Annotated in this window: 22 protein-coding genes and 1 pseudogene; 12 read left to right on the top strand and 11 right to left on the bottom strand. The window is 60.5% G+C overall.

The features are described from left to right. Positions 1-80: 80 nt before the first annotated feature. The 3 genes from gatA to IB244_RS16885 form a co-directional block, all read right to left on the bottom strand. Entirely contained in the window at positions 81-1,562 is a 1,482-nt protein-coding gene (gene gatA / locus IB244_RS16895) for an Asp-tRNA(Asn)/Glu-tRNA(Gln) amidotransferase subunit GatA (protein ID WP_018857012.1), read from the bottom strand. Positions 1,563-1,616: 54 nt separating this feature from the next. Further along, on the bottom strand, positions 1,617-1,904 hold the full coding sequence (gene gatC, locus IB244_RS16890; RefSeq protein ID WP_018857013.1) for an Asp-tRNA(Asn)/Glu-tRNA(Gln) amidotransferase subunit GatC: 288 nt from the start codon (positions 1,902-1,904) through the stop codon (positions 1,617-1,619). Between the two features lie 124 nt (positions 1,905-2,028). Continuing rightward, positions 2,029-2,733: a metal-dependent hydrolase gene (locus tag IB244_RS16885; protein WP_018857014.1), complete on the bottom strand. Its 705-nt coding sequence runs from the start codon at positions 2,731-2,733 to the stop codon at positions 2,029-2,031. A 115-nt stretch (positions 2,734-2,848) separates the two neighbouring features. On the opposite strand from IB244_RS16885, the gene ruvX reads away from it, so the two are divergent. After that, complete coding sequence (gene ruvX, locus IB244_RS16880; RefSeq protein ID WP_018857015.1) at positions 2,849-3,343, top strand: Holliday junction resolvase RuvX; 495 nt, start codon at positions 2,849-2,851, stop codon at positions 3,341-3,343. Here the strand turns inward: ruvX and IB244_RS16875 are convergent. From IB244_RS16875 to IB244_RS16860, 4 genes are all read right to left on the bottom strand, one after another. After that, positions 3,280-3,612 (bottom strand): DUF6105 family protein, encoded by a 333-nt coding sequence (locus IB244_RS16875; protein WP_018857016.1) that lies wholly within the window; start codon positions 3,610-3,612, stop codon positions 3,280-3,282. The two genes, ruvX and IB244_RS16875, sit on opposite strands and share 64 nt — an antisense overlap. A gap of 292 nt (positions 3,613-3,904) precedes the next feature. Next, positions 3,905-4,567, bottom strand: coding sequence for a TetR/AcrR family transcriptional regulator (locus tag IB244_RS16870; protein WP_192304848.1), 663 nt, complete (start codon positions 4,565-4,567; stop codon positions 3,905-3,907). A gap of 150 nt (positions 4,568-4,717) precedes the next feature. Next, a complete protein-coding gene (locus IB244_RS16865; protein ID WP_018857019.1) occupies positions 4,718-5,335 on the bottom strand; it encodes a GNAT family N-acetyltransferase in 618 nt (205 codons plus the stop codon). Next, positions 5,335-6,984, bottom strand: a complete 1,650-nt coding sequence (locus tag IB244_RS16860) for an acyl-CoA dehydrogenase family protein (RefSeq protein WP_018857020.1) — start codon at positions 6,982-6,984, stop codon at positions 5,335-5,337. Before IB244_RS16860 ends, IB244_RS16865 begins: the two co-directional genes overlap by 1 nt. A gap of 180 nt (positions 6,985-7,164) precedes the next feature. Here IB244_RS16860 and IB244_RS16855 point away from each other — a divergent pair, with 180 nt between their 5' ends. From IB244_RS16855 to dprA, 4 genes and pseudogenes are all read left to right on the top strand, one after another. Then, positions 7,165-8,121 carry an aspartate carbamoyltransferase catalytic subunit gene (locus IB244_RS16855; RefSeq protein ID WP_018857021.1) on the top strand — a complete coding sequence of 319 codons (957 nt, stop codon included), beginning with the start codon at positions 7,165-7,167 and terminating at the stop codon, positions 8,119-8,121. Further along, a complete protein-coding gene (locus IB244_RS16850) occupies positions 8,118-9,407 on the top strand; it encodes a dihydroorotase (RefSeq protein WP_018857022.1) in 1,290 nt (429 codons plus the stop codon). Before IB244_RS16855 ends, IB244_RS16850 begins: the two co-directional genes overlap by 4 nt. Before the next feature lie 20 nt (positions 9,408-9,427). Continuing rightward, positions 9,428-10,045, top strand: a complete 618-nt coding sequence (gene plsY, locus IB244_RS16845) for a glycerol-3-phosphate 1-O-acyltransferase PlsY (protein ID WP_192304846.1) — start codon at positions 9,428-9,430, stop codon at positions 10,043-10,045. Position 10,046: 1 nt separating this feature from the next. After that, positions 10,047-11,155 (top strand): annotated as a pseudogene (gene dprA, locus IB244_RS16840) (DNA-processing protein DprA). A 5-nt stretch (positions 11,156-11,160) separates the two neighbouring features. Here the strand turns inward: dprA and IB244_RS16835 are convergent. Then, positions 11,161-11,340 carry a hypothetical protein gene (locus tag IB244_RS16835; protein WP_018857024.1) on the bottom strand — a complete coding sequence of 60 codons (180 nt, stop codon included), beginning with the start codon at positions 11,338-11,340 and terminating at the stop codon, positions 11,161-11,163. Between the two features lie 258 nt (positions 11,341-11,598). On the opposite strand from IB244_RS16835, the gene topA reads away from it, so the two are divergent. From topA to rpmG, 5 genes are all read left to right on the top strand, one after another. Continuing rightward, entirely contained in the window at positions 11,599-14,250 is a 2,652-nt protein-coding gene (topA, locus tag IB244_RS16830) for a type I DNA topoisomerase (protein WP_192304897.1), read from the top strand. Next, a complete protein-coding gene (gene rnr / locus IB244_RS16825) occupies positions 14,247-16,619 on the top strand; it encodes a ribonuclease R (RefSeq protein ID WP_192304845.1) in 2,373 nt (790 codons plus the stop codon). Before topA ends, rnr begins: the two co-directional genes overlap by 4 nt. A gap of 31 nt (positions 16,620-16,650) precedes the next feature. After that, positions 16,651-17,106 carry a DUF983 domain-containing protein gene (locus IB244_RS16820; RefSeq protein WP_018857027.1) on the top strand — a complete coding sequence of 152 codons (456 nt, stop codon included), beginning with the start codon at positions 16,651-16,653 and terminating at the stop codon, positions 17,104-17,106. 256 nt (positions 17,107-17,362) lie between these two features. After that, entirely contained in the window at positions 17,363-18,550 is a 1,188-nt protein-coding gene (locus tag IB244_RS16815) for an MFS transporter (RefSeq protein ID WP_018857028.1), read from the top strand. Positions 18,551-18,643: 93 nt separating this feature from the next. Continuing rightward, complete coding sequence (gene rpmG, locus IB244_RS16810) at positions 18,644-18,811, top strand: 50S ribosomal protein L33 (protein ID WP_003587245.1); 168 nt, start codon at positions 18,644-18,646, stop codon at positions 18,809-18,811. 706 nt (positions 18,812-19,517) lie between these two features. Here the strand turns inward: rpmG and IB244_RS16805 are convergent. Both IB244_RS16805 and IB244_RS16800 read right to left on the bottom strand, forming a co-directional pair. Next, the gene (locus IB244_RS16805; RefSeq protein WP_018857029.1) at positions 19,518-20,888 is read right to left on the bottom strand and encodes a PleD family two-component system response regulator; all 1,371 of its coding nucleotides are present in this window, start codon (positions 20,886-20,888) and stop codon (positions 19,518-19,520) included. A gap of 18 nt (positions 20,889-20,906) precedes the next feature. After that, positions 20,907-21,278: a response regulator gene (locus tag IB244_RS16800; RefSeq protein WP_007531841.1), complete on the bottom strand. Its 372-nt coding sequence runs from the start codon at positions 21,276-21,278 to the stop codon at positions 20,907-20,909. 132 nt (positions 21,279-21,410) lie between these two features. Here IB244_RS16800 and IB244_RS16795 point away from each other — a divergent pair, with 132 nt between their 5' ends. Together IB244_RS16795 and IB244_RS16790 are read left to right on the top strand one after the other, a co-directional pair. Further along, on the top strand, positions 21,411-21,719 hold the full coding sequence (locus IB244_RS16795) for a DUF3572 domain-containing protein (RefSeq protein ID WP_018857030.1): 309 nt from the start codon (positions 21,411-21,413) through the stop codon (positions 21,717-21,719). Positions 21,720-21,721: 2 nt separating this feature from the next. After that, on the top strand, positions 21,722-22,393 hold the full coding sequence (locus IB244_RS16790; RefSeq protein ID WP_018857031.1) for a hypothetical protein: 672 nt from the start codon (positions 21,722-21,724) through the stop codon (positions 22,391-22,393). On the opposite strand, the gene IB244_RS16785 is transcribed toward IB244_RS16790, so the two are convergent. Next, complete coding sequence (locus IB244_RS16785) at positions 22,368-22,955, bottom strand: GNAT family N-acetyltransferase (RefSeq protein ID WP_192304843.1); 588 nt, start codon at positions 22,953-22,955, stop codon at positions 22,368-22,370. The genes IB244_RS16790 and IB244_RS16785 overlap by 26 nt on opposite strands. Between the last annotated feature and the right edge of the window lie 75 nt (positions 22,956-23,030).

Raw genomic sequence — 23,030 nt, 5'->3', positions numbered from 1 at the left:
CCGCGACCCCTGAGGTAGCGGACTCAATCACCCGACAACGAAGCGGCCGCCTCTTGGGCGGCTGATACCGATGCGACTCGTTACCACCACTTGGCGGGCGTGAACTTGCCTGCGGCCTGTTCGATCACATGCGCCGTCTTGAAGAGCGTTTCTTCATCGAACGGCTTGCCGATCAGCTGCAGACCGAGCGGCAGGCCGCCATGGTCCAGACCAGCAGGAACGGCGATACCCGGCAGGCCGGCCATGTTCACCGTCACCGTGAAGATGTCGTTCAGGTACATCTTGACCGGATCGGAGGCGAGATTCTCATCGGCGACGCCGAAGGCGGACGAGGGGGTTGCGGGCGTCAGGATCGCGTCGACGCCGGCGTTGAACGCCAGTTCGAAGTCGCGCTTGATCAGCGTGCGGACCTTCTGGGCCTTGATGTAATAGGCGTCATAGTAGCCGGCCGAGAGGACGTAGGTACCGATCATGATGCGACGCTTGACTTCCTTGCCGAAGCCCGCTGCGCGCGTCTTTTCGTACATGTCGACGATGTCCTTGCCATCGACGCGCAGGCCGTAGCGGACGCCGTCATAGCGGGCGAGGTTCGACGAGGCTTCGGCCGGGGCGACGATGTAGTAGGCCGGCAGGGCATATTTGGTGTGCGGCAGCGAGATGTTGACGATCTCGGCGCCGGCGTCTTTCAGCCAGGCAATTCCCTGCTGCCAGAGCGTTTCGATTTCCTCCGGCATGCCATCGACACGGTACTCGTTCGGAATGCCGATCTTCATGCCCTTCAGCGACTGGCCGAGGGCTGCCTCATAGTCCGGAACCGGCAGATCGACGGAGGTCGTATCCTTGGGATCGACTGAGGCCATCGACTTCAGGAGGATTGCGGCGTCGCGCACATCGCGCGCGATCGGGCCAGCCTGATCGAGCGACGACGCGAAGGCCACCGTGCCCCAGCGCGAGCAGCGGCCGTAGGTCGGCTTGATGCCGACCGTGCCGGTGAAGGCTGCGGGCTGGCGGATCGACCCGCCGGTATCGGTTGCCGTGGCGCCGGCGCAGAGGTGAGCTGCAACGGCTGCTGCCGAGCCGCCGGAGGATCCGCCGGGCACCAGCTGCTGGTTGGAGCCGGCCGAACGCCAGGGGTTGATCACTGCGCCGTAGTAGGAGGTCTCGTTGGAGGAGCCCATCGCGAACTCGTCCATGTTGAGTTTGCCGAGCATCACGGCACCGTCGTCCCACAGGTTCTGGGTGACGGTCGACTCGTAATGCGGCTTGAAACCGTCGAGGATGTGGCTGCAGGCCTGCGTATGAATACCTTCGGTGGCGAACAGGTCCTTGATACCGAGCGGGATGCCTTCAAGCGCACCGCCCTTGCCGCTGGCAAGCCGCCCATCGGAGGCTTCGGCCATCTGCAGCGCCTTCTCCGGCGTAACCTTGACGTAGGCGTTGAGCTTGTCGTTGGCGGCCTCGATCGCCGAGATGTAGGCCTCGGTCAGTTCGGTCGCTTTGATCTCCTTGGCGCGCAGCTTCGTGCGGGCTTCGGCAATGGTCAGGCTGGTAAGTTCGCTCATGGTAATTCGCTTCAAATCTGGAATGGCAACGGGTTCGGAAAGCGGCGAAAAGCCTTATTCGACGACCTTGGGTACCAGGAAGAAATTCTGATCGGTAACGGGCGCATTCGAGACGATGTCGGCGGCCTTGTTGCCTTCGGTAACTTCGTCCGTGCGCTTCTTCATCTTCATCGGCGTGACCGATGTCATTGCCTCGACGCCTTCGACATCGACTTCGGAGAGCTGCTCGACAAAACCGAGGATACCATTCAACTCGCCAACCATGCGGTTTGCCTCTTCCTCCGAAACGGCAATACGGGCAAGGCGCGCTACGCGCTTAACGGTGGCAAAGTCGACGGACATGACATTCTCCGGATAGGATTTTTCCTACCCGCTATAAAGGCCATGCCCGCCACGTGCAACGGGCATGGCCTTTGGATTGTGTAGAATTCCGCGACCGAAGTCGACGCGGTTCAGCGGACCTCGACTAGAGAGAAAGGCTTTCGCCCGGCGTCGGCGTTTTCACCGCCGTCTTCGATCCATCCATGCCGGAGACGAACTTCTCGGGCGTCTGGTCGATGATCGGGAACGTGCCGTAGTGGCAGGGTATGGCGGTCTTGAAGTTAAAGTAACGCTGGCAGGCGAGAGCGGCAACCGCGCCGCCCATGGTGAATCGGTCGCCAACCGGCACGAATCCGATATCCGGCTGGTGCAGTTCGTTGATCAGCGCCATGTCGGAGAAGATGTCGGTATCGCCCATGGCAAGAATAGAAGCCTCCTCGTCGAAATGCAGCATCAGGCCGTTGGCATTGCCGAGCGCATGAGAGACGCCGTCCTCGGTGATCTGCGCGGACGAATGCAGCGCATTGGTGAAAGTCGCCGAAAAACCGTCGAACGAGATCGTGCCGCCGGTGTTGCCCGCTTCGATCTTCGTCAGGCCCTTCGAACCTAGCCAGGCGGCGAGATCGGCATTGGCGAGAACGACCGCACCGGTTTCCTTGGCAAGCGCAACCGAGTCGCCGACATGGTCGCCGTGACCGTGCGTCAGAAGAATATGCGTGACGCCGCGGGCAACATCCTTTGCAGCCTGCCCCGCAAAGGACGGATTGTGCGTGAGGAACGGATCCAGCAGGATTTTTGCCCTTCCGATCTCGATGCGGAAAGCAGAGTGACCAAGCCAAGTGATCTTCATGAAATTCTCCTTTATTGCCGATGCAAAAGCCTGCTTTGCTCGTTATGGACATATCCGATGCCGCTACAAAGAAAAGCGGCACTGCTTCAAATTCTTTTGACGGGATGGAACGACGATGACGGTGCTGACGATCGAAGAACTGGCAACTGCGCTGCAGCCGGGACAGGCGATCGCGGGTCTCGATCTCGGCACGAAAACGATCGGGCTTTCGATGTCCGATCTCGGCCGGCGCTTTTCGACGCCGCGCCCTGTCATCAAGCGCGAGAAATTCACGATCGATGCGGCAACGTTGCTGGAATTTGCCGAGAAGGAGAAGGCCGCGGCCTTCGTCATCGGCCTGCCTATCAACATGGACGGATCGGCCGGGCCGCGCGTGCAGGCAACACGCGCCTTCGTGCGCAACATGGAGCAGAAGACCGCCTTGCCCTTCGTCTACTGGGACGAGCGTCTGTCGACGGTCGCTGCCGAGCGCGCGCTACTGGAAATGGACGTATCGCGCAGGCAGCGTGCCGAGCGCATCGACTCGGCGGCGGCAAGCTTCATTCTTCAAGGAGCGCTCGACAGGCTTTCCTTGCTCGGCAGAGCGGCATGGGACGATTTCGATGCGTGACGGGCACGCCACCATGCGGTGATCGCCTTACGCCGGCGGAACCCAATAATTGCGAAAACGACAAGACTGTCGACGACGATCGCACGGGCGACCAGCGGCGGAATGGTTTCCGGAGGAATGCCGAGCACCTTCCCATAAATCTCGAAGGTCAGGTCATGGACTTGCCTGCTGAGCATGAAGATACCGAAATTCATGTCGTAGTAAGAGAGCCAGTACCATCCCGCTAGGAAGACAATGGGACCGGCCCAGAAGATCAGGAACCACTTCATGCGGTCGTCTCTCGTTCTTTTCGAATGGATAGTCCCTCGTAAGACACCGCCCATATCGACAACGCCATCGAACCCAAAACCAGCGCCGGTACGGCAATATCCAGCGCAAGCACAGCGAAAAACATCATCGCGGCAACAAGAAACGTGGCTCTCGCGATTTTGGTTCCCATGGTCCCAGACACCCAACATTTTGGACTGCCCAGCAACGTGACTTGTTAACCGCGAGAGCGCAACGTAAACCATTTGTTAAGGTTAACGCGTAACGGGACGCCTGTGGATGGCCGAACTCGCCTCAGCCGTAGACTCCGCGAACGATGCGCTTCAGGGCGGTCGCCGCCTTCTCCCAATCCCTCGGCGTTTTCAATGCGAGGCCCGCGCATTGATCGCTCGAGGACGCGGAAAGCACGAGATGCTGGATAGCTGCGATCAGAATCGCATTGACGGCCAGGACGTCGACACCCTTCGGCGGCGTCAGCGATCCGCGCATGCGATCGAGCCAGTTTGCCAAGGCCTTCGACCGCGCCTCCGAAAGCCGCCTCACCTGCTCGGTGTTTTCGGAAACTTCCCAGGCGACGATGCGGCGAACAAGCGGATCGTCTCGCAAGGCCTCGAGGAACAGCAGCGATAGCCGCTCCATCAGATCGCCGTAAGTCAGGAGAAACATGCCGCCGGTATCTTCGGGAATGCGATCCTTGACCCAGGTACCAAGATCCGCGCCGATCGCCTCCACCAGCCCGTTGAGGCCGCCATAGTAGCGGTAGATCAGCTGCTTGTCGCACCCCGCGCGGCGGGCAACGGCGTTGATGCCGAAATTCTGGAACCCCTCCTCCGCCAGCAGCGACTTGGCTGCCCAGAGGATCGCTTTCTCCGTCGCGCTTCGGTCGCGGATACGCTTTTCGGGTTCGACGACGACGCTGCCGACTACGGGCGCCAACACTATGGGATCATTGAGCATCAGGGATTCGGTCCGAATTGTCACTTTGCGGTGAGTAGCAACGCCGCTCGGACCCGGCAACGGACAGGCCGCTCAAAGATTGTGGACAGTTTTCTATGGGTGCAAACAGGTGAGCAGGTGTCACCGCTCAGCGACACAAGTGCTGTGCCCCTAGAGTTTCTGCCCAAACCAGACGGTCCGGTCGGAAGGCTCCACCAGCGGTGGAGCGAGGCGGGCGAAACCGCGAGAGCCCCAGAATCGTACCGCACCATGATTGCTCGCGCTGGCTCCGAGGTGGACACCCTCCACGCCTGCCTCCAGCGCATCGGCAAACCATCGATCGAGCAGCTTGGTGCCCATCCCCTGTCCCTGTAATCGCGGCAGGAGGTTCATGTGGATGTGGGCCGGAAAGGATTCGACCAGCGCTGCAGGCGCATGCGCCGGGTGATGGATTGTGGCAATGCGCTTCTGATCCGCGTCCCAGCCGGCAGAATCGCCCTGCGGGTCGGCGTAAACCTTGCGAAGCGCCGGCCACCACTCGCGCTCCAGCCGCTCCTCGAAGGAACGCGTGTCGTGAACGCCGACGATATACCCGGCCACGCCCTCAGAATCTTCCGCCACTAAAGCGGTTTCCGGACTGAGCAAGACGTAAGGCGCAGCATAGATGTGTCCGATCAGCTTGCCGTCGCGATGCAATCTGGTCGCATCGCCGCCAGCATCGCCCGTCACCAGCGATATCAGATAGATCTGCTCGAGATCATCGGTGCGGATGGGACGCAGCGCTGTCATCAGCTTGCCGGCGGATAAAGAAGATCGACGATGTAGCTGGCGTCGAAACGTGAATCCAGCATGCCATAGGTCGAGCGCCAGCCGCCCGCGAGGCGGGTCTCGATGAAGGCATCGGCGATCCGCCCCGCCCCAAGGCGATAAAGCTCGGCGGCGCCGGCGGCGAGCGCCAACTGCTCGACCAGGAGGCGCGCAGCGCCCTCGTCCCGCTCGCAGAGCGCCATGGCGGCGCGCAGCACATCAATCGTCTTCTTCCCGGCCGGGCCGAGATCGCGCGCGAGCCCGGCAAACACCGTCTCGAAGAGATCCTTGCCGCGGTTCAGAATGCGCAGCACGTCGAGCGCCATGACGTTGCCCGAGCCCTCCCAGATCGCATTGACCGGCGCTTCGCGATAATGACGAGCGATCGGGCGCTCCTCAATGTAGCCGCTGCCGCCGATGCACTCCATCGCCTCGTAGATCAATGGCGGCGCGATCTTGCAGCACCAGTATTTCGCAACCGGCGTCATGACACGCGCGTAGGCTGCTTCTTCAGCGCTGCCGCGCGCCTTGTCGAACGCATCGGCAAGGCGGAAGGACAGCGCTGTCGCCGCCGCCACATCGAGCGCCATATCGGCCAAGACGCGCGTCATGATCGGCTGGCTGACCAGCATCTTGCCGAAGACGCTGCGCCCACGGGTGTGGTGCACGGCTTCAGCCAGCGAGGCGCGCATAATGCCCGAGGAGGCCAGCGCGCAGTCGAGCCGCGTCAGTGTCACCATGTCGAGAATAGTGCGGATACCGCCATCCGGCGTACCGAGCAGAAATCCGAACGTATCGCTGAATTCAACTTCTGACGAAGCATTGGAGCGGTTGCCGACCTTGTCCTTCAGACGCTGGAAGTGCAGGCCGTTTGCCGAGCCATCTTCCAGCAGACGTGGAACGAGGAAGCATCCCATTCCATCCTTCGTCTGCGCCAGCATCACGAAGGCGTCGCTCATCGGCGCCGACATGAACCACTTGTGACCGGACAGACGGTAAATGCCTTCGCTGACCTTTTCCGCCGTCGTCGTGTTGGCGCGGACGTCAGTGCCGCCCTGCTTCTCGGTCATGCCCATGCCGATGGTCACGGCGGACTTCTGCATGGCCGGCTTGTTGGTGGAATCATATTTGCGCGACAGGATCTTCGGCGCCCAGTCCTTCTGCACGGCCGGCGAAGCCGACAGCGCCGCGACGGACGCACTCGTCATCGTCAGCGGGCACAGGTGACCGGATTCCAGCTGTGCGGTCAGGTAGAAGCGCGCTGCCCTGACCTTGTGCGCCTGGTTCTTCGCCTCGGTGTCCGCCTGCGGATCCCAGACCGACGAGTGGAGTCCCGATGCCATCGAACGGCGCATCAGCGCGTGCCACGCCGGGTGGAATTCGACGACATCGAGCCGCTCGCCGCGCGGACCGTGCGTGCGCAGCTGCGGCGTGCCCTGATTCGCCATGCGCGCCAGCTCCTGCGCTTCCGGCGAGGTCACGTACCGCCCCATATTGTCGAGGTCGTCGCGGATCCCACGCGGCAACGTGCCGGTCAGATCGACGATCAGCGGATCGGACCTGTAGGCATTGATGCCGGACCAAAGGCTCGGCTGGTTGAGTTCGGCAAGTTTCTCTTCGGCAGGCGTCATGAATCGCTTCTAGTGTAAGAGGCAGGCAAAGGGAAACCGGAAGTTATAATTTCCCTACCTCTGCAATAGTTGAATTCGGGTAAAATTGCAGGGGGAGACGGGCCTTTGCCCACAGCGCAAGCTTGCCGCCGCCCGGCTCACTCTTTATAGACCCCGCAGACGACAGCAAGAGGCAGGTTCATGGTCTTCTTTCCCCACCGCCACCTCATCGGTATCAAAGGGCTCACCGAGCAGGATATCACCTTTCTCCTCGACAAGGCCGACGAGGCCGTCAAGATCAGTCGGCAGAGAGAGAAGAAAACCTCGACGCTGCGAGGCCTGACACAGATCAACCTGTTCTTCGAAGCTTCGACGCGCACCCAATCTTCCTTCGAGCTCGCCGGAAAGCGCCTCGGCGCCGACGTGATGAATATGTCCGTCGGCAATTCTTCGGTGAAGAAGGGCGAGACGCTGATCGATACGGCGATGACGCTGAACGCGATGCGGCCCGATGTGCTTGTCATCCGCCATTCGAGCGCTGGTGCCGCCGCCTTGCTCGCGCAGAAGGTTTCCTGCTCGGTGGTCAACGCCGGCGACGGCCAGCACGAGCATCCGACCCAGGCGCTTCTCGACGCGCTGACAATCCGCCGCGCCAAAGGCAAGCTGTCGCGCATCATCGTCGCGATCTGCGGCGACGTCCTGCATTCGCGCGTGGCGCGCTCGAACATCCTTTTGCTGAATGCCATGGGCGCACGCGTGCGAGTTGTCGCGCCGGCAACGCTACTGCCGGCTGGCATCGCCGACATGGGCGTCGAGGTCTTCCATTCCATGAAGGAGGGCCTGAAGGACGCTGATGTGGTGATGATGCTGCGCCTGCAACGCGAGCGCATGTCCGGGGCCTTCGTGCCGTCGGTTCGCGAGTACTATCACTTCTATGGGCTCGACGCGGAGACCCTCAAGGCGGCGAAGGAAGATGCCCTCGTCATGCATCCCGGCCCGATGAACCGTGGCGTCGAGATCTCCTCCGAGGTTGCGGATGGACCGCAGAGCGTGATTGCAGAACAGGTGGAAATGGGGGTCGCGGTGCGCATGGCCGTGATGGAGACGCTGCTGGTCTCGCAAAATCAGGGTCCGCGTACCGAAGGAGCCGGCGCATGAAGAACTCGATCGTCCTCAAGAACGTTCGTATCATCGACCCCTCGCGCAATCTCGATGAAGTCGGCACGATCATTGTCAAGGATGGCATGATCGTGGCAGCCGGCGCGGATGCGCAGAACCAAGGAGCGCCCGCTGGCGCCGACGTGCGCGATTGCACCGGTCTCGTCGCCACCCCAGGCTTGGTGGATGCCCGCGTCCATATCGGTGAACCCGGAGCCGAACATCGCGAGACAATGGCATCGGCGAGCCGTGCGGCGGCAGCCGGCGGCATCACTTCGATCATCATGATGCCGGATACCGATCCTGTCATCGACGACATCGCGCTGGTCGAGTTCGTCAAGAAGACGGCGAAGGACAAGGCGCTGGTCCACGTCTATCCGGCTGCGGCGATCACCAAGCATCTTGCCGGCGAGGAAATGACCGAGATCGGCCTGCTGATGGAAGCGGGCGCAGTCGCGTTCACCGACGGCCGCTCGAGTGTCCACGACACGCAGGTCCTGCGCCGGGTGATGACCTATGCGCGCGAATTCGGCGCGGTGATATCCTGCGAGACCCGCGACAAATATCTCGGCGCCACCGGTGTCATGCATGAGGGACTGTTTGCCAGTTGGCTCGGTCTCGGCGGCATCCCGAAGGAAGCGGAACTGATCCCGCTCGAGCGCGACCTGCGCATCGCCAAGCTGACGCGCGGCAACTACCACGCCGCGATGATCTCCGTGCCGGAATCGGTCGAGGCGATTGAGCTTGCCCGGAGCCGCGGTGCGACCGTGACCTGCGGCATCTCGATCAACAATCTCTCCCTCAATGAGAACGACATCGGCGAGTACCGCACCTTCTTCAAGCTCTACCCGCCGCTGCGATCCGAAGACGATCGCGTCGCGATGGTGGATGCGCTGGCGCGCGGCGCGATCGATATCATCGTCTCCTCGCATGATCCGCAGGATGTCGACACAAAGCGCCTACCGTTCGGCGAAGCGGCTGATGGCGCCATCGGCCTTGAAACGATGCTTGCTGCGGCACTCCGCCTGCATCACAGCGGCCAGGTCAGCCTGATGCGCCTCATCGATGCCATGTCGACGCGGCCGGCGCAGATCTTCGGCCTCGAGGCGGGCACGCTGAAGCCGGGCGCGAAGGCAGATATTACGCTGATCGACCTCGATGACCCTTGGCTGGTTTCGAAGGACATGCTTCTTTCCCGCTCGAAGAATACGCCGTTCGAAGACGCGCGCTTCAGCGGACGCGCTGTAGCGACCTATGTCGCCGGACAGTGCGTGCATAGCATATAAAAAGACCACCGGAGGGGAACATGGTCTCGGATCTTATGACCTGGCAGATCACGCTGCCTATCGCGCTCGTGGCTGCCGCCATCGGCTACTTGCTCGGCTCCATTCCTTTCGGCCTGATCCTGACGAAGGCAGCCGGGCTCGGTGACGTCCGCAGCATCGGATCCGGCAATATCGGCGCGACCAATGTGCTCAGAACCGGCAACAAGAAGCTTGCAGCCGCAACGCTTCTTCTCGATGCTCTGAAGGCGTCTGCAGCAGCCTGGATCGTCGGCTTTTTGGGCAGCGAGGCGGCGCTGATCGCCGGCTTCTTTGCCTTTATCGGTCACCTCTTCCCGGTCTGGATCGGCTTCAAGGGTGGCAAGGGTGTTGCCACCTATATCGGAACACTGCTCGGCATTGCGCCGATCATGGTTCTCGTCTTCGCCGCGGTCTGGCTGGCCGTCGCCTTCACGACCCGGTACTCATCGCTTTCAGCACTGGTTGCAATGCTTGTAATTCCGGTTGCATTGTGGATACTGGGCGCCGAGAAGGTCGCAGCTGTTATGGCCATCATGACTATTATCTCCTACTGGAAGCACAAGGCCAATATCTCCCGCCTGATGAGCGGGACGGAAACCAAGATCGGGGCGAAGGGATAGGATGGACGCTCTCAGCGCCGCGTGGCTGCGTCTCATTCGCTCGGACAATGTCGGGCCTGCGACCTTTCGCGATCTCGTCAATCACTTCGGATCCGCCGAGACGGCGCTGGCCGCCCTGCCCGAGCTTTCTGCGCGCGGCGGCGCCACGCTCTCCATCCGGATAGCGACGGAGAGCGAAGCGCATAAGGAGTTGGAGGCCGCGCGCCGCTTCGGCGCCCGCTTTGTTGGCATCGGCGAGCCAGAATACACACAGGCGTTGAAGCAAGTCGACGTGCGCCGCCGCTGCTTGCCGTCAAAGGCAATCTCGCCGTCTCTTCGCAGCCTGGCGTCGGTATCGTCGGCTCCCGCAATGCCTCCATCAGCGGCGCCAAGTTCGCCGCCACGATTGCGCGCCAGTGCGGCCGAGCCGGCTATGTCGCGGTCTCCGGCCTTGCGCGCGGCATAGATACCGCAGCGCATCGTGCAAGCCTCGATACCGGAACGGTGGTCGCCATGGCCGGAGGTCTGGATCAGCCCTACCCGCCGGAGAATGCCGATCTGCTTGACGATATCTGGAATGGCAACGGGCTCGCCGTCAGTGAGATGTCGTTCGGCTGGGAACCGCGGGCACGCGACTTTCCGCGCCGAAATCGGCTCATCGCCGGCGTTTCGCTGGGGGTCGTTGTCGTCGAAGCAGCGATGCGCTCGGGCTCGCTGATCACCGCAAGACTGGCCGGCGAGTTTGGCAGGCTGGTATTTGCGGTGCCGGGTTCACCGCTCGATCCGCGCTGCCATGGCACGAATGGATTGTTGAAAGACGGTGCCATGATTGTCACGACGCCAGATGACGTCACCGAAGCTCTGGCGCCCCTCTCGCAGATCGAACGGTACTCAACGCCGGTCGCCGAGGAGCCGGAGCGCGAGGGTGGCCGTTCGATGCTTCCGCCCGACGAATCCGATCGCTCGCTTTTCGTCGATGCGCTCTGCCCGAGGCCCGTCGAGATCGATGATATCATCCGTCACACCGGTTTGCCGGCGGCTTCGGTTTATCTTGTCCTGCTGGAGCTTGATATTGCCGGACGGCTTCATCGCCATCCCGGCGGCTTCGTCTCTCTTGCGATTGGCGACTGAGATCCCTACATCCGGGCCTGCAGATCGCCGGCCTCCACATAGGCCATCACGATCAGATAGCAGAGCATATCGGCGTTCTCTTTTTCCGCCACTCGCCGCAACTCAGCCAGCATCTGCCTGATGAACGCGATGTTCTCTTGCGAGCCGGATCGTCCGGTATCTTTCTTTGCGAACTTGGCCGCCATGGGATAGTCTCTGAGGAAAGAGAAACGCCGCCTTTCGGCTAGCCCGAACCACACTCCAAAAACGATACCTAAATTATCCTAACTTGCAATACGTTCGCTATCTCGCATTGGTTGCATCGCGTTGTAATACGCAAAAATGAGGTCAGACCACTTGACCGAAACGATTTCCCTGTCCATGTCGAAGAGCCGGTTATCCTGGCACGGCAGGGATTCCATCTGCTTATGCACCGGCTTGGCACGTTTTTTTAGAGAATCATGATGAATGTTGTAGTGGTAGAATCGCCCGCCAAGGCAAAGACGATCAACAAGTATCTGGGCTCCGGATACAAGGTGCTCGCCTCCTTCGGCCATGTCCGCGATCTGCCTGCCAAGGACGGCTCGGTCCTTCCCGACCAGGATTTCGAGATGCTGTGGGAGGTCGACGGCGCGTCTGCCAAGCGACTGAAGGACATCGCCGACGCTGTGAAGTCATCCGACAGCCTATTCCTCGCAACCGACCCGGATCGCGAGGGTGAAGCGATTTCCTGGCACGTCCTCGACATGCTGAACAAGAAGCGCGTCCTGAACGGCAAGACCGTGAAGCGGGTCGTTTTCAATGCCATCACGAAGAAGGCCGTGCTCGACGCCATGGCCGACCCGCGCGACATCGACGTTCCGCTGGTTGATGCGTATCTCGCTCGCCGTGCCCTCGACTATCTCGTCGGTTTCAATCTGTCGCCGGTTCTCTGGCGCAAGCTCCCCGGCGCGCGTTCGGCCGGCCGCGTACAGTCAGTGGCGCTGCGCCTGGTCTGCGATCGCGAATCCGAAATCGAACGCTTCATCTCTGAAGAGTACTGGAACCTTTCGGCTCTCCTGAAAACGCCGCGAGGCGACGAGTTTGAAGCGAAACTGGTTGCGGCTGATGGCAAGCGGTTGCAGCCTCGCGCGATCGGAAACGGCGAAGAAGCCGGCAAGCTCAAGGCACTTCTGGAAGGCGCGACCTATGTCGTCGACACGGTCGAGGCGAAGCCGGTCAAGCGCAACCCGGGACCACCCTTCACAACCTCCACGCTTCAGCAGGCAGCGTCCTCGAAACTTGGCTTTTCGGCGTCGCGGACGATGCAGATCGCCCAGAAGCTCTACGAGGGTGTTGATATTGGTGGCGAAACAGTTGGTCTGATCACCTACATGCGTACGGACGGCGTCCAGATGGCGCCCGAAGCCATCGACGCGGCACGCAAGGCCATCGTCGATCAATTCGGCCAGCGCTACATGCCCGAGAAGGCGCGCTTCTATTCGACCAAGGCAAAGAACGCACAGGAGGCGCACGAAGCGATCCGCCCGACTGATTTCAATCAGTCGCCCGACCGCGTGCGGCAGTACCTGGATGCCGACCAGTTGAGGCTTTACGACCTCGTCTGGAAGCGGGGCATTGCGAGCCAGATGGCATCGGCTGAGATCGAACGCACGACGGCTGAAATCACCGCCGACAACAAAGGTGAGAAAGCTGGGCTGCGCGCTGTCGGCTCGGTGATCCGTTTCGACGGCTTCATCGCCGCCTATACCGACCAGAAGGAAGATGGCGAACAGAGCGACGACGGTGACGAGGATGGTCGCCTGCCCGAGATCAACGCTCGTGAGAACCTTGCGAAGCAGAAGATCAATTCGACTCAGCACTTCACTGAGCCGCCACCGCGCTACTCCGAGGCAACGCTGATCAAGAAGATGGAAGAGCTCGGCATCGGGCGTCCGTCGACTTACGCGGCGACGCTGGCGACCTTGCGTGACCGCGAATACGTCACCATCGACAAGCGCAAACTGATCCCGCAGGCCAAGGGCCGGCTGGTGACGGCCTTCCTCGAAAGCTTCTTCACCAAGTACGTCGAATACGATTTTACGGCAGATCTTGAAGAGAAGCTCGACCGGATCTCTGCCGGGGAGCTGAACTGGAAGCAGGTGCTGCGCGATTTCTGGAAGGACTTCTTCTCCCAGATCGAGGATACGAAGGAACTTCGTGTCACCAACGTCCTCGATTCGCTTAACGAGGCACTGGCGCCACTTGTATTCCCGAAACGAGAAGACGGCGGTGATCCGCGCATCTGTCAAGTTTGCGGCACCGGCAATCTTTCGCTTAAGCTTGGAAAATACGGCGCCTTCGTTGGCTGCTCGAACTATCCCGAATGCAACTATACCCGCCAGCTTTCGTCAGAAGGCGGTTCGGAGGCCGAAGGCGTTGCGCTGAACGAGCCTAAGAATCTCGGTTCCGATCCGGTGACTGGCGAAGAACTGACCCTGCGTTCAGGACGCTTCGGCCCCTACATCCAGCGTGGCGAAGGCAAGGAAGCCAAGCGTTCTTCCCTGCCGAAGGGCTGGAAGCCTGAGGACATCGATTACGAAAAGGCGATGGCGCTGATTTCGTTGCCACGCGACATCGGCAAGCACCCGGAAACCGGCAAGATGATTTCTTCCGGCATCGGCCGTTATGGGCCGTTCCTGCTGCATGATGGAGGCTACGCCAACCTTGAAAGCGTCGAAGACGTCTTCTCGATCGGCCTCAACCGCGCTGTCACCGTGATCGCCGAGAAGGCGAGCAAGGCGCCGGGTGGGAGGACGGCGGCGGCAGCTCTGAAAGAGCTCGGCGACCATCCCGACGGCGGCGCAATCACGGTTCGCGACGGCAAGTACGGCCCCTATGTGAACTGGGGCAAGGTCAATGCGACGCTGCCGAAGGGCACCGATCCGCAGGCCCTGACCGTCGAGGAAGCGCTGGCGCTGATCGCCGCCAAGGCCGGCAAGGCACCGGCTTCGAAGAGTAAGGCAAAACCGAAGGCGAAGGCCGCTGCGGCTGAAACCAAGACGACCAAGACCGCGGCCAAGCCGAAGACGGCGAAGGCCAAGGCGCCGGCAAAGACGAAAAAGAGCAAAGAGTGAGCAAAATCCCGCGGGAAAGAATGAAGGGCATGGGCAAGCGTCCCGGCAAGATTGGACGCGCCAGCCAACAACCCGCAGCCGAACCGCTGAACATCGCTCACGGAGCCCTGCCTTCCCGCGACGTGATCCTGCGCTTCATCGCCGATCATCCGCAGAAGGCCTCGAAGCGCGAACTCGCAAAGGCCTTCGGGCTGAAAGGCGACAGCCGGGTCGAGCTGAAACACCTCCTGCGCGAACTGGAGCAGGAAGGCATGCTGCAGAAGACGCGCAAGTCGCTGATCCGGCCGGGCGCACTGCCGCCTGTCACCGTGCTCGACATCACGACGCGCGACAAGGATGGCGAACTGATCGGCCGCCCGGCGGAGTGGCCTGACGATCAGGGCGTTGCGCCTGCTGTCGCTATTCGCCAGTCGACCTCGCCTGCCGGGCGCAACGGCAAGGGCAAGGCGCTGGTTGCCGGCATGGGCGATCGCATCCTGGCGAAGATCTTTCCGGCCGCCGACCGTGGTGGGCCGGCCTACACGGCGCGCATCATCAAGATTTTGGACAAGCGCCGCGGTGCGCTGCTCGGGGTCTTCAAGGATGCGCCGGGAGGAGCCGGCCGTCTGCTTCCGATCGACCGACGCGGCGAGGAAATGGTGATCGACCCTGACTACAAGGGCGAGGCCAAGGACGGCGATCTGGTTGAAGTCGAAGTCGCTCGCCTTGGGCGCTTCGGCCTGGCACGCGCCAAGGTCCTGTCGATTGTCGGTTCGGTCGCATCCGAGAAGGCGATCTCGATGATCGCCATCCATGCTCACGGAATCCCTTATATATTTCCGCCTGCTGTGGTCGCCGAAGCCGACGATGCCAAACCTGCGACGATGTCGCATCGCGAAGATTGGCGAGATGTCCCGCTGATCACCATCGACCCGGCGGATGCGAAAGACCATGACGACGCCGTCTATGCGGAAACTGACCCTTCTCCCGACAATCCGGACGGCGTTATCGTTACGGTCGCCATCGCCGACGTCTCCTATTACGTCCGCCCGAGCTCGCCACTCGACCGCGAAGCTCTGAAGCGCGGCAACTCGGTCTACTTCCCCGACCGGGTCGTGCCGATGCTGCCGGAGCGCATCTCGAACGATCTCTGCTCGCTGAGAGAAGGTCAGGACCGGCCGGCGCTTGCCGTTCGCATGGTGTTTTCGAAGGAAGGCCGCAAAATCGGCCACACCTTCCACCGTGTCATGATGAAGAGCGCTGCAAAGCTCTCCTATCAGCAGGCGCAGGCGGCCATCGATGGCAAGCCGGATGACAAGACGGGACCGCTTCTGGAACCAATCTTGAAGCCGTTGTGGAATGCCTACAGGATCATGACGCGCGGCCGCGAGCGCCGGCAGCCGCTTGAACTCGACATGCCGGAACGCAAGATCCTGCTAAAGCCTGACGGCACCGTGGAGCGCGTCTTCGTGCCGCCGCGCCTCGATGCACACAAGCTGATCGAGGAAATGATGATCCAGGCCAACGTCTCGGCCGCCGAGACGCTGGAGAAGAAGCGGCAAGTCCTGATCTACCGTATCCATGACGGGCCGACGCTCGCCAAGCAGGAAGTGCTGCGCGAGTTCCTGGCAACGCTTGGCATATCGCTTGCCAAGGGCGGCAACATGCGCGCCAACAATTTCAACATGATCCTCGCCAAGGCAGACGACACGCCGCACCAGACGATGGTCAACGAGATGGTGCTGCGTTCTCAGAGCCAGGCGATCTACAGCCCCGAGAATATCGGGCATTTCGGCCTGAACCTCATGAAATACGCGCACTTCACCTCGCCCATCCGGCGCTATGCGGACCTGATCGTGCATCGGGCGCTGGTCGGTTCGCTCGGCTTCGGTGAAGGCGGGATCACGCCCGACGAAGAGGCCGCGCTCGACGACATCGCCGCCGAGATCTCAACCTTCGAGCGCCGCGCGATGGCGGCCGAGCGCGAAACGGTGGACCGCCTGATTGCGCATCATCTTGCCGGCCGCGTCGGCGAGGAATTCGAAGGACGCGTATCAGGTGTGACGAAATCGGGACTATTTGTCACTCTCCCGGACTATGGAGCAGACGGCTTCGTTCCTATATCTACGCTCGGAACGGACTACTTCATCTATGATGAGGCGCACCAGGCGCTGTCTGGCGAAAAGACCGGGCTCGGATATCGCCTCGGCGACAGTGTCACGGTCAAGCTTGCAGAAGCCGTTCCGCTTGCCGGTGCGCTACGCTTCGAGATGATCAGCGAAGGGCGAAAAATGCCCACAGCTGTACGTTCGTTCCACAAGGCGGGCCGGCGGGACGCAAGCCGGGCACGCAAGAAGGCCGGGACAAGGCCGCCAAGAGGGCGGCGATAGGCGTGTAGGGCGCCGCGAAAGGAAACGAACGATGACGACCACCTCGAGCGACCAGACGATCCGTTACGGAAGCAATCAGGAGGCGGAACGTCCGCTCGGCCGCTCTGTCAAGCGCGGCATGATGAACACCTGCCCCGCATGCGGCAGCGGCAAACTCTTCAAAAGCTTCCTGAAGCCGGTGGACAATTGTGCCGCGTGTGGCGAGGCCATGTACCATCATCGCTCGGACGACCTACCGCCTTACCTTGCAATCGTGGTGATCGGCCATGTCATCATCGGCGGCTACATGGCAACGGATCTCGTTTGGCCAATGCCCCTCTGGCTGACCTTCGCGATCTGGACACCCATCACATTGATTGCCACGCTTTTGATCATCCAGCCGATCAAGGGCGGTGTCATCGGTCTGCAATGGGCGTTGAAGATGCACGGCTTCGGTGGACAAACCGACGATCATGACGCCTACGAGATACCGGGCCGCAAGCGCTAGGACATTTCTGCCTTCACCTTGACGACACAATTGACGTGTAGTGGCAGCCCCAACGGCGCTGCGGTTCCGCGGGGCGAAATCTCATGTGTATTCGGTAAGCTTCTTTGACTATACGACTTCAAGATCATCCAGGTTATTGCCGCCAGCGCATTTCATCTTGTAAAGCACAGCCGTCACTTGGATTTGGCACGCCTGTGCCTTTCTATGGTGCGTCGCGGTGAGCGATTCTGTGCAGCAGGTCTCTAAGGATGCGTATATGTCTCAGCCGCGGAACGGCACAACACCAGGCGATGTCGAAGAAATTCACTGGCCTTCACTGGTGGCAGCCATTTCGTCCATCTCCGCTGTCGGCATAGCAATCGGCCTGGGACTCCCGCTTCTCAGCATCATTCTCGAAAAGCGCGGCATTCCATCGACACTGATCGGACTGAATACGGCGATGGCCGGGGTTGCCGCCATGGCGGCTGCGCCGATCACCACGAAACTGGCGCACAAATACGGCGTCGCCCCGACGATGATCTGGGCCGTCGTGATTTCAGCGATCAGCGCACTCGGCTTCTACTATGCCCAGGACTTCTGGATGTGGTTTCCGCTGCGGTTCGCTTTTCACGGCGCGACGACGACGCTGTTCATCCTATCGGAATTCTGGATCAATGCCGCCTCGCCGCCCTCCAAGCGCGGCTTCGTGCTCGGCATCTATGCAACCGTCCTTTCGCTCGGTTTTGCAGGCGGGCCGCTGCTCTTTTCGATTCTCGGCAGCGAGGGCGTGCTTCCATTCGCGGTCGGCGCTGGTGCCGTCTTGTTGGCCGCCATTCCCATCTACATCGCACGCTACGAAAGCCCGGTTCTCGAGGAGAAGCCTGAACTTCATTTCATGCGCTACGTCTTCCTTGTGCCCACCGCAACGGCCGCCGTCTTCATTTTCGGGGCCGTCGAAGCCGGCGGTTTGGCACTGTTCCCGATCTATGCGGTGCGCGCCTCCTTTACGGAATCTCAGGCCGCGCTGCTGCTGACGGTGATGGGAATCGGCAACGTGATCTTCCAGATCCCGGTTGGGCTGCTCTCGGACCGAATGAAGGACAAGCGCCCGCTGCTGGCCGCGATGGCCTTCATGGGCCTGATAGGTTCCCTGATGCTGCCGGTTCTCGTGCACAGCTGGATTCTGATGGCGACCGTACTTCTGTTCTGGGGCGGCTGTGTCGCGGGCCTTTATACGGTGGGACTCAGTCACCTCGGCTCTCGCCTGACCGGCTCGGACCTCGCAGCAGCCAACGCGGCCTTTGTATTCTGTTACGCGGTTGGCACTGTGGCCGGGCCGCAGGTTATCGGCGCCGCCATCGACGTTGCCGGCAACAACGGTTTTGCCTGGGCGATCGCCGGATTCTTCGGGCTTTATGCCCTGCTTTCCTCGATCAGGCTGCTTTTCCTCCGAAAGCGGGCTTGACTTTTCGGGCGGGATTCGTAGTTTCGCGCCAGAATTTGCCGTGGAGCCTATCCGGCCTGCCACGGCTTTCATTTTATTAAAGGCAGGACGACCATGGCCAAGGCTACCACAATCAAGATCAAGCTGCTGTCGACGGCCGACACCGGTTTCTTCTACGTCACGACGAAGAACAGCCGTACGATGACCGACAAGATGACGAAGACCAAGTACGACCCGATTGCTAAGAAGCACGTCGAGTTCAAGGAAACCAAGATCAAGTAATCGCTTGATCTGACGTTTTTCGAAGAGGCGCGCGCCCATGGGCTGCGCGCCTTTTTGTTTGCCGGCTTTGCCGTCTGGTCTCGAGGCCTGAAAACAGAAACGCCGTCCTTCCTAAAATGCGGAAAGGACGGCGTTTTCCTGAAAGGGGGTCGACCAGCAAGCAACGCGGCACGAGGAACCGCTTATTGTTGCAAACCAGCCGACCGACCCCACGACCCAGGAGATGCGGCGGACCTGAGCATCATGGGGTACCTCGGACTCCTCACGGGAGTACTTATCTCTTATGGCCGATAATTTGCTCGAAAATGAAAGAAAATCAACAAATTCTTAATGGTTAGATTTCTGGGCTTGATTTCATGGTTAAAAGTACGGCTTTGGGACAGTTTTTAAAGCTTGGAATCGCGTACTTTTGCAAGAATAGCGCCTAATGGGCAAAGAAGGCCGAAACTATAGCCCAATAGTATTAGCTTCCGCCGATGCGGGCCAAAGCTTGTCCATTCGCGGCTACTTGCGAAATGCCGGCTACATCCGATTGATCCTCACATTTGTCCCAGCAACCGCGCGGCATCTGCCTAGCATGATATCAAGAGCGAGCAAACCTTCGGAGGGAAATGCCGGCTTTGCAACTGCAATTACTTCGTTGCCGTGCCGTCCGCCCTTAATTAGCAAGTTGTGGATGACCTGAAATGCCTCATAGAAGCATTGCTCAAGCGGCGGCGACCACGCGATTACGGCCACCCGTTTTTGCCTCGTAAAGCGCAAGGTCCGCCTGCTTCATCAACTGCCCTGGAGTGAGGATGGAGGAGATCCGCGACGAAATGCCGAAGGACGCCGTGACGTCCAGTTCCTGCCCCGTTGACTTCAGCAGAAACGGTACCGTCTCGACCACCGAGCGCAGTCGCTCCGCGACGGCTGCCGCCACTTCGGGTGAGGTATCCGGCATAACCACTACGAATTCCTCGCCGCCGTATCGGCAGGCCAGATCGGCACCACGGACGGTGGAGCGGATGCGCCTTGCAAACTCCCGCAGCACATCATCCCCCGCATCATGGCCATAGGTGTCGTTGACTTGCTTGAAGCGATCGATATCGGTGATCAGCACCGATAGCGGACGACCTCGCGCCATCGAGCGATTGAAGAGCGTGCTGAGGTGATTATCCAGGTAGCGGCGGTTGCTGAGCCCGGTCAGCGGATCGGTCACGGCAAGCTCGATCGTTTGCTTCACGCTCGCGCGCAGGCGATCATTATAACGCTTGCGGCGCATCTGCGTCAGGCTGCGCGCCACCAGCTCATTGGGATCGACCGGCCGGACGATATAGTCGTTGACGCCGAGTTCCAGGGCCCGGATCACCATGTCGTCGTCGCCCTGCTCGGTGATGATCAGGATCGGTAGAAAGCGCGTGCGCTCGAGCGAACGAAGCTGCGAGCACAGGCGCAGCGGATCATAGTTGTCGAAATTGGCGTTGACGATAACCAGTTCAAAGGGGGTTTCCGACGCTTCGAAGAGTGCCGCCTGCGGATCCGAGATTGCCGAGACATCGGCGATGGGCTTCAGCGCCTTGATGATGCGTTCCTGCGAATTGGCGCGTCCGTCGACCAGCAGCACCTGGCCCGATTCGTCGCCCCGCCCCTCGCCGGTTCGCAGCAGTTCATCGATCCCCATGGTCTGCGCTGTTTCGGCGCGAATGCGCAATTCGTCGCTGAGCGTCTTCAGCCGCAACAGGCTCTTCACCCGGGAAATCAGCTGAAGGTCATTGACCGGTTTGGTGAGAAAATCGTCTGCGCCGGCTTTCAGACCACGCACGCGATCGGCCGACTGATCCAAGGCCGTCACCATGACGACAGGTATGTGCGAGGTCTTGGGATTGGCCTTCAGGCGCTCGCAGACCTCGAAGCCGTCCATCCCCGGCATCATGATATCAAGAAGGACAAGATCGACCTGGTTGCGCTCGCATATTGCGAGGGCCTGATAGCCGTCGCCGGCGGTCAAGACATCGAAATACTCCGCGACTAGCCGCGCCTCGAGCAACTTGACGTTGGCCGGAATGTCATCAACCACGAGAATGCGCGCAGTCATAGGCTTCTTTCCGATGCGTCAGGCATCGCCCAAATAGGTCTTGATCGTCTCAATGAATTTAGGAACGGAAATGGGTTTGGAGACATAGGCCTCGCAGCCGCCCTGGCGTATGCGTTCCTCGTCACCTTTCATGGCAAATGCTGTAACGGCGATAACAGGAATGACGTGCAGGTCATCGTCTTCCTTCAGCCATTTGGTAACCTCGAGACCAGAAACCTCGGGGAGTTGGATATCCATCAAAATCAGATCGGGCCGGTATTTGCGCGCGAGGTCGAGCGCTTCCATGCCGTTTCGGGTCTGAATCGTCGTGTAACCGGACGCCTCGATGAGGTCGCGAAAGAGCTTCATGTTGAGCTCGTTATCTTCTACAATCATCACCTGCTTGGGCATGACACGCGTCCTACGTCCGTTCCGGTACCGCTTCCCCGCATGAAGAAGACTTCTGCGATGGCATGGTTCCATAGAACCGATCGCGGCACACTATCGCTATTTGGTTGAAAAATAGGTAATTTACCCAGAAAAATGCAAAGCAACTTCAAGACTTCGAAACAACTCGCGGCCGATCCGCAGCAGACTGCAATCTCCGTTCTTGCCTGGCTTGCCAACGATCCGGATCTGTTCGGTCGTTTTCTCGCATTGACCGGTGTTGAACCGGCCCAGGTGCGCCGCGTGGTCAGCGATCCCGGCTTCCTTTCCGGCATGATGGATTTCGTCATGCAGCACGAGCCGACGGCGATGGCCTTCTGCCAAGCGACCGGCACCGCGCCCGACGCATTGAATGCGGCATGGCTGCACTTTTCGCCGCCGGGACTTGGCTCGGGAGAATTTTGAGCATGGATATTGCTACCAACGTCAGCCAGGTGCGCCTCGGCGACCGGCCTTTGGTTGTGTGCGACATCGACGAAGTGGTTCTCGAGTTCCTCACTCCCTTCACCGCTTTCCTGCGCTCGCACAGCTACGACCTCCTGCCGCGGTCGTTCCGCCTCTACGGTAATATCGTCTCTCTGCTTGACGGCAGCGAGCTGGATAGGGACGCCGTCGATTCGTTCGAGGAAGTGTTCTTCGCGAACCAGCACCTCTGGCAGAAACCGGCGGAAAAAGCCGTTGAAACACTGCAGTCGCTTTCGGCCGACGCCGACATCGTCTTCTTGACCGCGATGCCACCTCGGCACCACGGTATCCGGCGCGAATTTCTCAATCAGCTCGACCTCTCGTTCGACCTGATCGCCACGGAAGAGCCCAAGGGGCCCGTCGTCGCAAGGCTGCATGATGGCCGAAGCCTGCCAGTCGCCTTCATCGATGATATGCAACGCAATCTCCTTTCCGTTGCCCATCATGTGCCTAAGTGCTTGCTCCTGACCATGATGGCCAACGCGGATTTCAAGCCGTTCGCGCCACCGCCAGTTGGAAACATCGTCGCCGCCGCCGGCTGGGACCATGCCGCAGAGTTGCTGAGGGCGCATTTCTCGGCGGATGTCCTCAAGGGCGCAAGTCCAGCCGCATGAGCGGTCGGCCATCCTTTCGTCTGGCCACGGTTTCAAATCCAGCCGCATCGAAGATCGCGGTTGATCCAATACAGAGCGTCACCGACTTCGATTGCTTGACGTGGTCAATCGGACAGCCCTCGAGGTAGCGGGCACCGTGGCGCCACGCATGGTCGATCGCACCGGCAAGCAGTTGATGGCTGAGCCCCTGCCCACGCAAATGCGATGTCAGGAAGAAACAACTCACCGCCCAGAATGACGGATCGTGTGCATCACCCTCTTCCATCGGTCGGGACACTGTCCGCGACGAGTTGAATTGCGGTACGTCGTGCCTTGGCCCGACCTGAACCCAGGCGACCGGTTCCTCATCGGCATAGGCCAGAATACCTGGCGGCGGCCCGACAGCGATCCTGCCAAGCATGTGCGACTTTCGCTCGTCCGGCCTCATCCTCGTCCGCACGGCATGAGGCAAGCGAAGCGCGACACACCAGCAATCATAAAACGCTCCGCGGGGACCGAAGAGCCGTTCGAAGTCACTCCACCGGTCTGCTGTCACCGGCTCGAAACGGAGATCGATATCCAATGCAAACCTCCCAGCCTCTCTTGAGACTCGAAAGTTTAGAGGCTAATGTTGCGATGTTCAATCTTTGTTCTCATC

Source organism: Rhizobium sp. RHZ02 (assembly GCF_014851575.1).
Classification (GTDB): domain Bacteria; phylum Pseudomonadota; class Alphaproteobacteria; order Rhizobiales; family Rhizobiaceae; genus Rhizobium; species Rhizobium altiplani.
This window is presented reverse-complemented; position numbering and strand designations above follow the sequence as displayed.

Excerpts from the sequence above, each read along its gene's own strand:
- gatA (WP_018857012.1), bottom strand. The coding sequence starts at position 1,562 with ATGAGCGAACTTACCAGCCTGACCATTGCCGAAGCCCGCACGAAGCTG.
- gatC (WP_018857013.1), bottom strand. The coding sequence starts at position 1,904 with ATGTCCGTCGACTTTGCCACCGTTAAGCGCGTAGCGCGCCTTGCCCGT.
- IB244_RS16885 (WP_018857014.1), bottom strand. The coding sequence starts at position 2,733 with ATGAAGATCACTTGGCTTGGTCACTCTGCTTTCCGCATCGAGATCGGA.
- ruvX (WP_018857015.1), top strand. The coding sequence starts at position 2,849 with ATGACGGTGCTGACGATCGAAGAACTGGCAACTGCGCTGCAGCCGGGA.
- IB244_RS16875 (WP_018857016.1), bottom strand. The coding sequence starts at position 3,612 with ATGAAGTGGTTCCTGATCTTCTGGGCCGGTCCCATTGTCTTCCTAGCG.
- IB244_RS16870 (WP_192304848.1), bottom strand. The coding sequence starts at position 4,567 with ATGCTCAATGATCCCATAGTGTTGGCGCCCGTAGTCGGCAGCGTCGTC.
- IB244_RS16865 (WP_018857019.1), bottom strand. The coding sequence starts at position 5,335 with ATGACAGCGCTGCGTCCCATCCGCACCGATGATCTCGAGCAGATCTAT.
- IB244_RS16860 (WP_018857020.1), bottom strand. The coding sequence starts at position 6,984 with ATGACGCCTGCCGAAGAGAAACTTGCCGAACTCAACCAGCCGAGCCTT.
- IB244_RS16855 (WP_018857021.1), top strand. The coding sequence starts at position 7,165 with ATGGTCTTCTTTCCCCACCGCCACCTCATCGGTATCAAAGGGCTCACC.
- IB244_RS16850 (WP_018857022.1), top strand. The coding sequence starts at position 8,118 with ATGAAGAACTCGATCGTCCTCAAGAACGTTCGTATCATCGACCCCTCG.
- plsY (WP_192304846.1), top strand. The coding sequence starts at position 9,428 with ATGGTCTCGGATCTTATGACCTGGCAGATCACGCTGCCTATCGCGCTC.
- IB244_RS16835 (WP_018857024.1), bottom strand. The coding sequence starts at position 11,340 with ATGGCGGCCAAGTTCGCAAAGAAAGATACCGGACGATCCGGCTCGCAA.
- topA (WP_192304897.1), top strand. The coding sequence starts at position 11,599 with ATGAATGTTGTAGTGGTAGAATCGCCCGCCAAGGCAAAGACGATCAAC.
- IB244_RS16820 (WP_018857027.1), top strand. The coding sequence starts at position 16,651 with ATGACGACCACCTCGAGCGACCAGACGATCCGTTACGGAAGCAATCAG.
- IB244_RS16815 (WP_018857028.1), top strand. The coding sequence starts at position 17,363 with ATGTCTCAGCCGCGGAACGGCACAACACCAGGCGATGTCGAAGAAATT.
- rpmG (WP_003587245.1), top strand. The coding sequence starts at position 18,644 with ATGGCCAAGGCTACCACAATCAAGATCAAGCTGCTGTCGACGGCCGAC.
- IB244_RS16805 (WP_018857029.1), bottom strand. The coding sequence starts at position 20,888 with ATGACTGCGCGCATTCTCGTGGTTGATGACATTCCGGCCAACGTCAAG.
- IB244_RS16800 (WP_007531841.1), bottom strand. The coding sequence starts at position 21,278 with ATGCCCAAGCAGGTGATGATTGTAGAAGATAACGAGCTCAACATGAAG.
- IB244_RS16795 (WP_018857030.1), top strand. The coding sequence starts at position 21,411 with ATGCAAAGCAACTTCAAGACTTCGAAACAACTCGCGGCCGATCCGCAG.
- IB244_RS16790 (WP_018857031.1), top strand. The coding sequence starts at position 21,722 with ATGGATATTGCTACCAACGTCAGCCAGGTGCGCCTCGGCGACCGGCCT.